The organism is Bacillus sp. GMs2/2 (genome assembly GCF_050172095.1).
Taxonomy (GTDB): Bacteria; Bacillota; Bacilli; order Bacillales; family Bacillaceae_G; genus Bacillus_A; species Bacillus_A cereus.
Genome location: NZ_JBNLYE010000036.1, coordinates 13,679 through 27,416, shown reverse-complemented (window position 1 = coordinate 27,416; position 13,738 = coordinate 13,679). Strand labels below are relative to the sequence as shown.

The following is a 13,738-nucleotide window of genomic DNA, read 5'->3' as shown; positions in this document are numbered from 1 at the left end:
ATATAGTAGGATGTAGATGAAGAAATAAGATAATAAAAAGCTCGCATAAGCGAGCTTTTTATTAATATACAGATGTATTATTTTCTGACATGTTTTCTAAAATTTCTTTAACACGTCCTAAGAACTTACCACAAATTAAACCATCAAGTACTCGGTGATCAAGTGATAAACATAAGTTAACCATATCACGAGCACCGAACATACCGTTATCCATAATTACTGGGCGTTTTACAATTGATTCAACTTGTAAAATAGCCGCTTGTGGGTAATTAATAATACCCATAGATTGAACAGAACCGAATGATCCTGTGTTATTAATTGTAAATGTTCCACCTTGCATTTCGTCTGCTTTTAACGATTTCGTACGTACTTTTCCTGCAAGTTCTGTAATTTCACGAGCGATACCTTTAATTGTTTTCTCGTCCGCTTGCTTAATTACTGGTACAAATAGTTCTTCCTCTGTTGCAACAGCGATAGAAAGGTTAATATCTTTCTTCTGAACAATTTTATCGCCAGCCCACATTGAATTAATTTGAGGATACTCTTTTAACGCTTGTGCTACTGCTTTTACGAAGAAAGCAAAGAACGTTAAGTTAAAGCCTTCACGCTTCTTAAAGTCACCTTTAATTGAGTTACGGTATGACACAAGGTTTGTCACATCTACTTCAATCATCATCCAAGCATGTGGTGCTTCGTGTTTACTACGTAACATGTTTGCTGCGATTGCTTTACGCACACCTGTTACTGGAATTTCGATATCTCCAGGCATTGTAGGTACAGAAACTGGTTTCGCAGCTTCTACTTTTTGCGCTACTGGTGCTGCTTTTGGTGCTTCTGGGCGAGCTTCTACTACTGCCGCTACAGCTTCCTCTTTCTTCGCCGCACCTGCTTGTGGGATATTTCCAGATTCCACTAGCTTTAAAATATCTTTACGAGTGATACGGCCGTTTGCTCCCGTACCTTCTACTAGATCTAAATCAACGTTATGCTCACCTGCAAGCTTTAACACAGCTGGTGAAAAACGTGGTTTTCCATCAGTTGGTTGTTTTACTTTCGGTGCTTTTTCAGACGTAGCTACTTCTGCCTTTGATTCTTCTTTAGTTTTTTCCTCAACAGCTGTTGCTGCTACTTCATCTGCGCCTTCTACTTGAATAACACAAACTACTTCACCTACAGCTAACGTATCACCTTCACCAGCGATTAACTCTTTCACAACACCCGTGAAAGAAGATGGTACTTCAGCATTTACTTTATCAGTCATTACTTCTGCAAGCGGATCATACTTATTTACGTGATCGCCAACATTAACGAGCCATTTACTAATTGTGCCCTCTGTAACGCTCTCCCCGAGCTGAGGCATTGTAATATTTTCTACAGCCATGTATAGTCCCCCCGATTAAAATTCCGCAAGTTCACGCATTGCTTTTTCAACTTTATCTGGATTTACCATAAAGAATTTTTCCATTGTTGGTGCATATGGCATTGCTGGAACGTCTGGACCTGCAAGACGTGCGATTGGCGCATCTAAATCAAATAGACAGTTTTCAGCGATAATTGCTGCCACTTCACTCATAATGCTTCCTTCTTTATTGTCTTCTGTTACAAGAAGAACTTTACCTGTTTTAGAAGCTGCTTCAATGATTGCTTCTTTATCTAATGGATATACAGTACGTAAATCAAGAATGTGTGCAGAGATGCCATCTTGTGCTAACTTTTCAGCCGCTTGAAGAGCAAAATGAACACATAATCCGTACGTGATAACTGTAATATCATCACCTTCACGTTTTACATCTGCTTTTCCGATTGGTAATACGTAGTCATCCTCTGGTACTTCACCTTTAATTAAACGATATGCACGTTTATGTTCGAAGAATAATACTGGATCTTCATCACGAATGGCTGCTTTTAATAAGCCTTTTGCATCATATGGTGTAGAAGGGATAACGATTTTTAAACCTGGTTGGTTTGCAAACATCGCTTCTACAGATTGTGAATGATACAATGCACCGTGAACACCCCCGCCAAATGGTGCACGGATTGTAACTGGACAAGTCCAATCATTATTAGAACGATAACGAATTTTTGCTGCCTCAGAAACAATTTGGTTTACTGCTGGCATGATGAAATCAGCAAACTGCATTTCAGCGATTGGACGCATACCATACATTGCTGCACCAATTGCTACCCCAGCAATTGCAGATTCTGCAAGCGGTGCATCAAGCGCACGATCTTCACCAAATTGATCATACAAACCGTGTGTCGCTTTAAACACGCCACCTTTTTTACCAACATCTTCTCCTAAAACGAATACTTTCTCATCGCGTTCCATTTCTTCGCGCATTGCTAATGTAATAGCATCAATATAAGACATTACAGCCATGAAACGTTCCCCCCTATTCTGCGTATACGTGCTTCAATGCATCTTCAGGTGCTGCATACGGAGCATTTTCTGCATATTCTGTTGCTTCATTTACGATATGCATAATTTCGTCTAACATTTGTTTTTCGGATTCCTCAGTTAACACACCAGCTTCTTTTAAATAAGCTGCGAATGTTATAATTGAATCTTTTTTCTTTGCTTCTTCTACTTCTTCTTTATCACGATAAACACGATCATCATCGTCACTAGAATGTGCTGTTAAACGATATGATACTGTTTCAATTAAAGTTGGTCCTTCACCACGACGACCGCGATCTGCTGCTTCTTTTACAGCTTTATATACTGCAAGTGGATCGTTTCCGTCTATTGTATATCCAGGCATACCGTAACCAATCGCACGATCTGATACGTTTTTACATGCTAATTGTTTTTCAACTGGAATAGAGATTGCATATTTGTTATTTTCACACATAAAAATAACAGGTAGTTTGTGTACACCAGCAAAGTTTGCTCCTTCATGGAAGTCACCTTGGTTTGAAGAACCTTCTCCAAATGTAACGAACGTTACTAAATCTTTCTTCTCCATTTTTCCAGCTAGTGCAATACCAACTGCATGTGGTACTTGTGTTGTTACTGGAGATGAACCTGTAACAATACGATTTTTCTTTTGACCGAAGTGACCAGGCATTTGACGACCACCAGAGTTTGGATCTCCAGCTTTCGCAAAAGCAGACAACATAAGCTCTTTAGCTGTCATACCAAATGCTAGTACAACACCCATATCACGGTAGTATGGTAATGCATAATCTTTCTCTCTATCAAGAGCGAACGCCGCTCCAACTTGTGCAGCCTCTTGTCCTTGACAAGAAATTACGAATGGAATTTTACCAGCGCGGTTTAATAACCACATACGTTCGTCAATTTTACGTGCAAGTAACATCGTACGGAACATTTCTAATACTTGCTCATCACTTAAGCCAAGCTCTTCATGGCGCTTTTCTTTTACTTCTGCCATTTTTCATAACCTCCTAAATCCACATTTTTATGCGTGTAACGCTCTTCCATCTACAGCAAGTGCTGCTTCACCAATCGCCTCAGATAATGATGGATGCGGATGAATTGTATGTGCTACTTCCCAAGGTGTTGCATCAAGTACTCTTGCAAGACCCGCTTCAGAAATCATATCTGTTACATGTGGTCCAATCATATGAACACCAAGAATGTCATTTGTCTCTTCATCAACTACAAGTTTTACGAAACCATCTGATTCTCCGTATACAAGTGCTTTTCCGATTGCGCGGAATGAGAACTTACCTACTTTTAACTTATAGCCTTTTTCTTTCGCTTCTTGTTCTGTTAAACCGACAGAAGCAACTTCTGGACTGCTATATACGCATTTTGATACCATAGAGTAATCAATTGGTGTAACTTCTTTCCCTGCAATATGTTCTACTGCAGCAATTCCTTCATGAGAAGCAACGTGAGCAAGTTGCAGGCCACCGATTACATCTCCAATTGCGTAAATATGCGATTCTTTCGTTTGATAAAACTCATTTGTTTGAATGTATCCTTTTTCCACAACGATATCTGTGTTCTCTAAGCCAATATTTTGCGTATTCGCTTGTCTTCCTACAGATACAAGCATTTTTTCTGCTTTAAATTCTTTATTTTCACCGTTGTGTTCAGCTTGGATTGTTACTCCATTATCTTTTACCAATGTTTCTGGTAATACTTTTGCACCAGTTACCACTTTAATACCTTTTTTCTTGAATAGACGTTGCATTTCTTTTGAAACGTCTTGATCTTCTAGTGGTAATATTGTTTTTGCATACTCTAATACTGTAACTTCTACACCGAAGTCAGCAAGCATAGATGCCCACTCAATACCGATTACACCGCCACCAACGATAATAATCGAACTAGGAAGCGTTTCCATTTTTAGGGCATGATCTGAAGACATTACGTATTCTCCGTCTAATTCTAAACCTGGTAATGAATTTGGACGAGAACCTGTTGCAATAAGTACATTTTTTGGAATTAACATTTCATTCTCTTCTCCACTTGCAAGTTCAACTGAAATTGTCCCTGGCATCGGAGAGAAAATAGATGGGCCAAGAATACGGCCAATACCTTCAAACACATCAATTTTACCTTGTTTCATTAAGTGTTGAACGCCTTTATGAAGCTGCGTTACAATCTTCTCTTTACGCTCTTGTACTTTCGCAAAGTTTAGTTCTACATTGCTTGCAATAACTCCGAACTCTTCGCTTTTTTTAGCAGTTGCATATACTTCCGCACTACGTAAAAGAGCTTTACTAGGGATACATCCTTTGTGTAAACAAGTACCACCAAGATTTTCTTTTTCGACTAGTGCAGTTTTTAACCCTAGTTGTGATGCACGAATTGCAGCAACATATCCACCAGTACCGCCGCCAACGATGACTAAATCATATTCTTTTGCCATTATCTCAACCCCTAGCTACCGTTTCTTTTTCACGTACAACATATTCTTTTGGAGCTTCTTCTTCACGTAATACACGAAGTGCTCCTTCTGCTAACGCTTCTAACTCATCTTCGCCTGGATGTACGATAACATCTGCAATCCAGTCCACTCGCTCTTTTATTTCATCGACAAGAATTTTACTGTATGCCAGTCCACCAGTTAATACGATTGCATCGATTTTCCCGTGAAGTACAGCGCTAGCTCCGCCAATCTCTTTTGCAACTTGATATGCCATTGCTTTATAAATAAGAGTTGCTTCAGGATCACCTTTTTCAACCATTTTCTCTACTTTAATCGCATCATTTGTACCGATTAAACTTACAAGTCCACCTTGTCCGACAAGCTTTTTAATCATTTCATCTCGGTAATACTCACCAGAGAAACACATTTCTACTAGTTGCCCTACTGGTACTGTACCAGCACGCTCTGGACTAAATGGTCCTTCTCCGTTTAAACCGTTATTCACATCGATTACTCTTCCTTTTTTATGAGCACCAACTGTAATACCACCGCCCATATGTGTAACTAATAAATTTAAATCCTCATATTTGTGGTTTAACTGTTCGGCTACTTTACGAGCAACTGCTTTTTGATTTAATGCATGGAAGATACTTTTACGTTCCATACCAGCAATACCACTTATACGAGCAACTGGCTCCATCTCATCTACAACGACAGGATCCACAATAAATGCAGGAATGTTTAATCCAGAAGCAATTTCATATGCTAAAATGCCTCCAAGGTTTGAAGCGTGATGACCGCTAAACCCATTTTTTAAATCTTCTAACATCGCATCGTTTACTGTATACGTACCGCCTTCGATTGGACGAAGTAATCCACCACGTCCACAAACAGCGTTTAATTTTGAAATGTTAATACCATGAGAATGTAGAACTTCTAAAATCGTTTCTTTTCGAAACTCATATTGGTCGATAATTCGCTTGTATTTCCCAATCTGTTCTACGTCATGACGAATCGTTTCTTCTAAAACGGGTCTTTCATTATCAAAAACACCAATTTTTGTGGATGTACTACCTGGGTTAATAACAAGAATTCGATTTACAGACAATGTTGCTACCTCCACTAATAAATTCAAAAGGAAGTGGAAACCTCATAAGAGGTAACCACGCCTTTTGTAAAAGTTATATATGAATGATTAGCGACGGCTAATAATATCGTGACCGTTGCGTAAGTAAGTGCTACGAGAATTTTTCAAGCTTGCAATGCGCTCTTCAGCTAGACGATCTGCCGCTACATAAGTTGCTATGCCATCGCGTTTTGAAATTTCGATTACTTTTGCAATTGTGTCATAAATAGACTCAACACGTTTTAGTGCACGTTCTCTATTGTATCCATATAATTCGTCTGCTACGTTAATTACGCCACCTGCATTAATTACATAATCTGGTGCGTATACAATACCCATTTCATGAATGATGTCACCGTGACGATTTTCTTTTAATTGGTTATTTGCAGAACCTGCGATTACTTTTGCTTTAAGTTGTGGAATAGTTTCATCATTAACTGTTGCGCCTAATGCACATGGTGCGTAAATATCGCATTCAACACCGTAAATTTCATTTGGTTCAACTGCTGATGCACCGAATTCTTCTACAGCACGTTGTACAGCTTCTTTATTAATATCTGTAACGATTAATTTTGCTCCTTCAGCGTGTAAATGTTTGCATAGGTGATATGCTACGTTACCAACGCCTTGAACAGCAATTACTTTTCCTTCTAAATTGTCAGTACCGAAAGCTTCTTTTGCAGCTGCTTTCATACCACGGTAAACACCGTATGCAGTTACTGGAGATGGGTTACCAGAAGAACCGAATGATGGTGAGATACCTGTTACAAAGTCAGTTTCTTCATGGATAATATCCATATCATCTACTGTTGTACCAACATCTTCAGCTGTAATGTAACGTCCGTTTAGTCCTTGGATATAACGTCCTAGTGCACGGAACATTGCTTCGCTCTTATCTTTACGAGGATCACCGATAATTACTGTTTTCGCACCACCTAAGTTTAAACCAGCTGCTGCGTTTTTGTATGTCATCCCTTTTGCAAGACGCAATGCATCTTCAATCGCCGCTTCTTCAGAATCATATGTCCACATTCTTGTTCCACCAAGAGCCGGTCCAAGTGTTGTATCATGAATTGCAATAATTGCTTTTAAACCAGATTCTTTATCTTGACAAAATACTACTTGCTCATAATCATATTTTTCTAAGTATTCGAAGATTTCTAATGTCATTGTCGTTTCCCCCTAATGTTTTACCCTTTTTGGTTTATTTTGAAGCAGTCGCAACTGCCAATGCTAATGAATATACTTTTGTTTCTGCTGAATCAGCACGAGATGTTAAAACAATCGGTGCTTTTGCGCCAGCAATCATTGCTCCTACTTTTGCATCCGCAAAGTATACGAGTGATTTATATAGCACATTTCCAGCTTCAATCGTTGGGACGAGTAAAATATCTGCCTTACCTGCTACATCACTTACTATGCCTTTATGCTCTGCTGCAATTTGTGATACTGCATTATCTAAAGCAAGTGGTCCATCAACGATACAATCTTTAATTTGTCCGCGGCGATTCATTTGTGTTAACATCGCTGCATCAATTGTCGCCTGCATCGCTGGATTCACAACTTCTACTGCTGCGATTGGTGCCACTTTGGGCAAGTCGATTCCTATTGCCTGGGCAACTTCTACAGTATTTTGTATAATAGCAGCTTTTTGTGTTACGTCAGGTGCGATGTTCATCGCTGCATCTGTAACGAAAATAAGACGGTCGTAATTTTGAACTTCAAATGCTGCTACATGTGAAAGTACGCTACCTTTACGTAGGCCCCACTCTTTGTTTAACACAGCCTTCAAAATATTCGCTGTTGGGATGTTCCCCTTCATAAGCACATCTGCTTCACCATTTCTCACAGCTTTAACAGAAAGTTCTGCAGCTTCAGCACTAGACATTGCTGCAATCACTTCAACATGTTCTGAAGTTTGTAAACCATGTTCTTGTAGCATCCCCATTATTTTTTCTTGATTTCCATATAGACGAAATTGAGCTAGCTGTAATTTAATTGCTTTCGCTACAGCTTCAATTACTTCATGATCTTCAGCTACTGCTACAGCCACAGTTTTTTTAGGCTTTCCTGCTGCTTGATCAATTAAGTATTCTAACTTCATATTTTGTAATCAACCCTTTCCGTCGTCCCTCGTCTATTTATAAAGCAAATACCGTGCCAACTTTTAAAAGTGGTCTTACCAATAATGAAAACGCATTCAAAATGCAGTAAAATCAATACTTTGGAAAATAACGAAAGATTCTGTCTTATTTTGTCGCTTTTTGTATACCATGCAATAAATTGCACGGTACGCAATTTATTGCATGCTATTTTTTGCATGGTCATACTTTTCTAGCTTGTAATATAAATTTCGAACGGAAATTCCTAACGCTTTTGCAGTTTGTGTTTTATTCCCATCAAATCTCTCCAAATATTCATAAATAATATTCCCTTCAAACTCTGTCACTAAATGTTCAAGTGGCTTTTCTTCTAATTCAGGTAATAAATGAGATTGCTTTGACTCCACCTGCTCTTCGTTATGTAATGGCGGTAAATGGTGTACATCAATATATGTCTCGTTATAATTCATAAAGATAATAGCTCTCCCCAAAATATTTTCAAGTTCCCTCACATTTCCTGGCCATTCGTATGATTGTAAATATAAAACGGCTGAATCAGTGAGCCCTTCTACATTACGACCGTAATCTTGATTAATTTTTTGAATCAATCTGTCCGCAATTGTCGGTATATCTCCTTTACGTTGACGAAGAGATGGAATTTGAATTGGAATTTTATTTAATCGATAATATAAATCCTCCCTAAACTTCCCTTCTAGAATAGCCTTTTCTAAATTCACATGTGTCGCTGCAATTACTCGAACATTAATAGGTATCGCTTTCGTTCCACCAACTTTTACAATTTCTTTTTCCTGCAATACACGAAGGAGTTTCGCTTGTGTATTTGCAGACAACTCCCCTATTTCATCTAAAAAAATACTACCGTTATTCGCTTCCTCAAAGAACCCACGTTTCCCGCCTCTTTTCGCTCCAGAAAACGCCCCTTCCTCATAACCAAATAATTCACTTTCTAACAACGTCTCCGAAATGGCCGCACAGTTTACACGGACGAACTTATTGTATTTTCGATTACTTCCATTATGGATTGCATGTGCAAACAATTCTTTACCAGTCCCAGATTCCCCGCGTAACAGTACTGTTGCTGGTGTATTCGCTCCTAGCTTCGCCTGTTCGATAGCTGCCGTTGTTTCATCTGAATTTCCGACAATATCATCAAATGAATATTTTGCTTCTAATGTACGAATAATTTGCCTTGCTCTATTCAATTCATTTGTTAATTTTTGAATTTCCGACACGTCACGGATAACACCGACGCTTCCTTTCAATATTCCATCCACAATAACTGGTGCTACGTTTACAATTACATCTCGCTTTTTTTGCCCAATCTTCATATGTATTCCGCGCACCGCACGACGCGTTCGAAGTACTTTCATATGCATACTTTCGCCTTCTACAATATCAGTTGTAGCAGGCTTCCCAATAATATCTTCTTCTGTTAAACCCGTTAATTTCGTATATGCTGGGTTAATGACTAAACCTCTTCCTTTTTCATCCACAACCGAAATCGCTTCTTCAGATGAGTTAATAATTGCCTCTAATAGTGTTTGAATTTCTTTTAAGTCTGTAACTTCTTCCGCAAGATCTACAACTTCTGTTATATCTTTAAAAATTGCAAATGCCCCTTGTACCTCTCCTCCTTCTTTTAATATTGGAATACGCGTTGTAATAATTTTCTTTCCATTCTCTAATGTCAGTTCATAATTTACTTCTATTTGTTTCGTACGTATAATGCGAAGTAATTTACTAGTTGGAATGACTTCTAAAATATACTTTCCTATCGCCTCTTCTTTTTTATATCCGATAATACGCTCTGCACTTTTATTAAAAAGACGAACTTGTCCCTCTCGATCAATTACAATCATGCCGTCATGTGTAGAATTTAAAATTAATTCTCCTTGTTGCGTCTGTTCCTCTAACCGCCCAATTAGCCCTTCCTTCTCATGCGCTAATCCTGTAACAATTTTTGCGATATCACCTGGTATAAGAAGAGTGTCTTTTTTCTTTTTTTCTAATAAAACTTTATGTACATCATCTTCACCTGTCATATCAAATATTACATCGATATGCATAGAAAGAAATGGAGTTACACTTTCTCCAATTGCAATCCCGTATTCCTTAGCAATTTGTAGTCCTTTTGCCAACGGATTTATATCAATAATCCCTATAATTTGAAATATATTCGAACTTTGTAACAGATTCAGCAGCGCGCTCCCGCCTTCACCTGCACCAACAATTAATACTTTTTGTTTCATATATTACACTTCCTCTCGAAGTAACTCTGCAAATTTTTTCACACCCTTATCTTACTCGTTCAGCACCCTCTTGACAAACCCCCTTTCCGTATAACATCATTAAAATATACGAAATAATCTGAAAAGGAGCGTTATGTATGCAGCGTTACGTTGCTCTACTATTAGCACTCATCCCTATTTCATTAGCTGTGTTTGGTATAAAGTTAATGAGAGATACTGTATTCGGGATTCAATTTCCACCAATTTCCATACTGTGGTTACAATTTTTAATCGGCGCTCTCTGCTTCGCGCTCGGGTTTTATATCTTTGGTGGCTTCGTCTTGCACCGAGATCGCAAACGAAATAAAGTACAAGCTCGCTTTAGAAGATAGGAATGCCCCACTATTTATAAATAAAAAAATGAGACCGTTACACGCGGTCTCATTTTTTTATTGGCAATAAGGTTCTTGCCGTTTCAGGGTAATCAGTAATAATCGCCGATATATTCATATCAAAATATTTACGCATAAGCGTTTCTTCATTAATTGTATAAGGGCGAACTTCTACACCACTTTCCATCGTTAGTTCGGCAATAGCATCTTGAAGATAACGATAATTCGGATGTACTGCTGTAGCCCCCATTTTTTTCGCGTATGCCCACGGACTATGCAAACCTTCGCGATATAAAATTGCTGTTTGAATATCAGGAGCCATCATATGGCACCGTTTCATACTGTAGTGATTAAACGAAGAAAATATAACACGATCCTCTAGACTAAATTTCCGTACAAGCGTTATAACTTCTTCCTCTAAACCTCTGTATGGAATTTTATTATTTTTAAGTTCAATATTAAGTAGCAAACTCGTTTGTTCAAGCCATTCTAATACCTCTTCTAAAAGTGGTATTTTACAAAAACCTACTTTATCACCAAATTTATAACTTGCATCTAACTTGCATAAGTCCTCATATACATAATTCCGAACCGCACCTTTTCCATTTGTTGTCCGGTCCACCGTTTCATCGTGAATGACGACAACTTTTCCATCTTTCGTTAATTGAACATCAAGTTCAATTCCATCCGCTCTAAAAGACTCAGCTGCTTCAAATGAAATCATTGTATTTTCTGGGTACGTTCCAGCCGCACCACGATGTGCAAATATAAGAGTCATCCTCACTCCCCCAATCTTATGCTATACTATACGAAAAAGGAGGTACTTCTATGAGACCATTACAAATCTCTCCAGATACTGCAGTCCGCTTATCAAAAGCACTAGGTGTTCCACTTGAACAACTCATGCATATGCCGCAGCACATTTTAATTCAAAAACTAGTTGAATTAGAAAAACAAAATAAAGACGAAGAATAATACAGTCCTGTTTTTTGCAGGACTTTTTATTATTTTCTATTATATCACGGATGCCTTTCCTACTAAAATCCTTTAACAGATGTACTACGATGTGATTTAGCCGTTCCTTCATCATTTAATAATGAATCACATCTTTTCTTTTTTGTTACACGTCATAAAGAAAGCAGACCATTTATTTATAAGTCCCCATTGCGTCCTAAAAACACGATCATAAAAAACTAGAAGCCCTTTATATTGTTTTTTATTGAACGTGCGGAGCATCCCCTGATTCGTATAGTTCTTTCGCTTTTTCCTCCCCGAATGTAGTTAAAATATAATGTTGCTCTTCTAACGCATCCATTGCTCTAGTTGCTTTACAAACGCTATCTTCTTGAGCATCTGAGAAATAATTGTGATCTTCTACAATTTTACTAAAATCTTTTTTCGCCCATCTATCAGCAATTGCTAAAAGTTCATTTTTCTTCGCAAAGCTACTCTTATTTATAATTTCTTTTAATTTTTTAGTATTACTTTGAATCATTGGGATAGAGCCCGATTTTCGTTCTGCCACCACTTTTTGATGAGTCATGCGATGCATCACTGTAATGACTTCGCTTTCAGTAGAATTTTCAGTAACATACACATCAACAAAGACCCCATCTACCTCTCTACCTACTATTGTTTGGTCTTCTTTTTTATCTATTTGAGCACTCACTTCTTTATCTACGGGATTATCTGCAAGTTCTAACATTCCAAATGTAACTGCAATAGCAAGAACTCCCATAGCTGCTACTATTCCTAGCCAAGTTGAAATTTTATTTTCCATTCCCCTTCTCCCTATCTATATCTATTTTATTGCCTTATAAAAAACTCAATTACATGTAATATTACTAAAAATAGGTTTTATTTTCCATGCTATCAAATAATCTCTTTTTCTCAACAAAATAAAAAGACCAACGAATTATAACATTCATTGGTCTTTAAATAAAAAGTTCATTGGCTTTAAATTTGATATCGAGTATCAATTTCAAGAATTATTAAGCTTTACTAAAGCTTAAATCCCTTACTACTTTTACTCTCAACTAGCTTTATGTTCAAGTCTCAGCTTATCCGCAACCATTGCGATAAACTCAGAATTCGTAGGTTTTGCTTTTGACATGGATACTGTATAACCGAATAAGGACGAAATAGAATCAATATTCCCACGGCTCCAAGCTACTTCAATTGCGTGACGAATTGCGCGCTCCACACGGCTTGCTGTTGTATTATATTTCTTTGCGATATCTGGATACAATACTTTCGTAATCGATCCTAATAATTCAATATCATTGTATACCATGGAGATTGCTTCTCGTAAATACATATATCCTTTAATATGAGCGGGTACACCAATTTCATGAATGATACTCGTAATACTCGCATCTAAGTTTTTCGGTTTTCCATCTACTGTTGTGGCTGATCGGAATGATGGTAGTGGACGCTTAATCATAGTGTTTGCTTTACCACTCACTTGACGAATATGACTCGTTAAATTCTCCATATCAAATGGTTTTAATATGAAATATGAGGCACCTAAGTCAACTGCTTTTTTCGTCACATCTTCTTGGCCAAATGCTGTCAACATAATTACGCTAGGCTGTTTTAACCTTTCAATATGTCGCATTTTCTCCAATACAGCTAAACCATCTAAGTGTGGCATAATAATGTCTAAAACGAGTACATCAGGTTGCTTATCTGTTAATAAGTTTAAACACTCTTGACCATTATAAGCAGTACCGATTACTTCCATATCATCTTGAGCGGCTACATAGCTCTCTAACATTGATACTAGTTCTTTATTATCATCCACAAGACATACTTTAATTTTCTCCACAGCTTTTCCTCCCTTACCGAATCGATTCTCCGACATGTGTATCCTTCTAGGCTACATGAATTGTTCGACAATTGTGTGAAAATTCCCTTTTAAAGTTTCTTACTTTCCGATAAAATCACAAAAAAATATGTTTATCGTTCATTTATTCCCTTTCGCAACACATTCCATCATAGAAATACAACGAAACGTTCAACCCTT

At 37.7% G+C, this 13,738-nt stretch carries 13 protein-coding genes; 2 read left to right on the top strand and 11 right to left on the bottom strand.

The genetic code is table 11. The features are described 5' to 3' along the window. Positions 1-61: 61 nt before the first annotated feature. The 8 genes from ACQGS6_RS08160 to ACQGS6_RS08125 all read right to left on the bottom strand — a co-directional run bounded on the left by ACQGS6_RS08160 (position 62) and on the right by ACQGS6_RS08125 (position 10,342). On the bottom strand, positions 62-1,381 hold the full coding sequence (locus ACQGS6_RS08160; protein WP_000257681.1) for a dihydrolipoamide acetyltransferase family protein: 1,320 nt from the start codon (positions 1,379-1,381) through the stop codon (positions 62-64). Positions 1,382-1,396: 15 nt separating this feature from the next. Beyond that, positions 1,397-2,380: a 3-methyl-2-oxobutanoate dehydrogenase subunit beta gene (gene bfmBAB / locus ACQGS6_RS08155; RefSeq protein WP_000290071.1), complete on the bottom strand. Its 984-nt coding sequence runs from the start codon at positions 2,378-2,380 to the stop codon at positions 1,397-1,399. Between the two features lie 13 nt (positions 2,381-2,393). Then, positions 2,394-3,395, bottom strand: coding sequence for a 3-methyl-2-oxobutanoate dehydrogenase subunit alpha (gene bfmBAA, locus ACQGS6_RS08150; protein ID WP_000852551.1), 1,002 nt, complete (start codon positions 3,393-3,395; stop codon positions 2,394-2,396). Between the two features lie 27 nt (positions 3,396-3,422). After that, a complete protein-coding gene (gene lpdA / locus ACQGS6_RS08145; RefSeq protein WP_001051289.1) occupies positions 3,423-4,844 on the bottom strand; it encodes a dihydrolipoyl dehydrogenase in 1,422 nt (473 codons plus the stop codon). 4 nt (positions 4,845-4,848) lie between these two features. After that, positions 4,849-5,952, bottom strand: a complete 1,104-nt coding sequence (gene buk / locus ACQGS6_RS08140) for a butyrate kinase (protein ID WP_000115780.1) — start codon at positions 5,950-5,952, stop codon at positions 4,849-4,851. Positions 5,953-6,039: 87 nt separating this feature from the next. Beyond that, positions 6,040-7,140, bottom strand: a complete 1,101-nt coding sequence (locus tag ACQGS6_RS08135; protein WP_000171357.1) for a leucine dehydrogenase — start codon at positions 7,138-7,140, stop codon at positions 6,040-6,042. Positions 7,141-7,174: 34 nt separating this feature from the next. Then, positions 7,175-8,074 (bottom strand): phosphate butyryltransferase, encoded by a 900-nt coding sequence (gene yqiS / locus ACQGS6_RS08130; protein ID WP_000764670.1) that lies wholly within the window; start codon positions 8,072-8,074, stop codon positions 7,175-7,177. Positions 8,075-8,269: 195 nt separating this feature from the next. Then, positions 8,270-10,342 carry a sigma-54 interaction domain-containing protein gene (locus tag ACQGS6_RS08125; protein ID WP_000810974.1) on the bottom strand — a complete coding sequence of 691 codons (2,073 nt, stop codon included), beginning with the start codon at positions 10,340-10,342 and terminating at the stop codon, positions 8,270-8,272. Positions 10,343-10,479: 137 nt separating this feature from the next. Between ACQGS6_RS08125 and ACQGS6_RS08120 the strand changes: the two genes are divergently transcribed. After that, a complete protein-coding gene (locus ACQGS6_RS08120) occupies positions 10,480-10,713 on the top strand; it encodes a DUF2627 domain-containing protein (protein ID WP_001190214.1) in 234 nt (77 codons plus the stop codon). Between the two features lie 49 nt (positions 10,714-10,762). Here ACQGS6_RS08120 and ACQGS6_RS08115 read toward each other — a convergent pair whose 3' ends face one another. Then, complete coding sequence (locus ACQGS6_RS08115; RefSeq protein ID WP_000172580.1) at positions 10,763-11,491, bottom strand: glycerophosphodiester phosphodiesterase; 729 nt, start codon at positions 11,489-11,491, stop codon at positions 10,763-10,765. A 50-nt stretch (positions 11,492-11,541) separates the two neighbouring features. On the opposite strand from ACQGS6_RS08115, the gene ACQGS6_RS08110 reads away from it, so the two are divergent. Continuing rightward, complete coding sequence (locus ACQGS6_RS08110) at positions 11,542-11,688, top strand: YycC family protein (protein ID WP_001247671.1); 147 nt, start codon at positions 11,542-11,544, stop codon at positions 11,686-11,688. Positions 11,689-11,929: 241 nt separating this feature from the next. On the opposite strand, the gene ACQGS6_RS08105 is transcribed toward ACQGS6_RS08110, so the two are convergent. Together ACQGS6_RS08105 and spo0A are read right to left on the bottom strand one after the other, a co-directional pair. Further along, a complete protein-coding gene (locus ACQGS6_RS08105) occupies positions 11,930-12,493 on the bottom strand; it encodes a PRK06770 family protein (protein WP_000428236.1) in 564 nt (187 codons plus the stop codon). Between the two features lie 252 nt (positions 12,494-12,745). After that, complete coding sequence (spo0A, locus tag ACQGS6_RS08100) at positions 12,746-13,540, bottom strand: sporulation transcription factor Spo0A (RefSeq protein WP_021727703.1); 795 nt, start codon at positions 13,538-13,540, stop codon at positions 12,746-12,748. Positions 13,541-13,738 lie beyond the last annotated feature (198 nt).

Bases quoted from the DNA above. Each gene is read 5' to 3' on its own strand.
- ACQGS6_RS08125 (WP_000810974.1), bottom strand. From the start codon at position 10,342: ATGAAACAAAAAGTATTAATTGTTGGTGCAGGTGAAGGCGGGAGCGCG.
- ACQGS6_RS08120 (WP_001190214.1), top strand. From the start codon at position 10,480: ATGCAGCGTTACGTTGCTCTACTATTAGCACTCATCCCTATTTCATTA.
- ACQGS6_RS08135 (WP_000171357.1), bottom strand. From the start codon at position 7,140: ATGACATTAGAAATCTTCGAATACTTAGAAAAATATGATTATGAGCAA.
- bfmBAB (WP_000290071.1), bottom strand. From the start codon at position 2,380: ATGGCTGTAATGTCTTATATTGATGCTATTACATTAGCAATGCGCGAA.
- yqiS (WP_000764670.1), bottom strand. From the start codon at position 8,074: ATGAAGTTAGAATACTTAATTGATCAAGCAGCAGGAAAGCCTAAAAAA.
- ACQGS6_RS08160 (WP_000257681.1), bottom strand. From the start codon at position 1,381: ATGGCTGTAGAAAATATTACAATGCCTCAGCTCGGGGAGAGCGTTACA.
- ACQGS6_RS08110 (WP_001247671.1), top strand. From the start codon at position 11,542: ATGAGACCATTACAAATCTCTCCAGATACTGCAGTCCGCTTATCAAAA.
- ACQGS6_RS08115 (WP_000172580.1), bottom strand. From the start codon at position 11,491: ATGACTCTTATATTTGCACATCGTGGTGCGGCTGGAACGTACCCAGAA.
- lpdA (WP_001051289.1), bottom strand. From the start codon at position 4,844: ATGGCAAAAGAATATGATTTAGTCATCGTTGGCGGCGGTACTGGTGGA.
- ACQGS6_RS08105 (WP_000428236.1), bottom strand. From the start codon at position 12,493: ATGGAAAATAAAATTTCAACTTGGCTAGGAATAGTAGCAGCTATGGGA.
- bfmBAA (WP_000852551.1), bottom strand. From the start codon at position 3,395: ATGGCAGAAGTAAAAGAAAAGCGCCATGAAGAGCTTGGCTTAAGTGAT.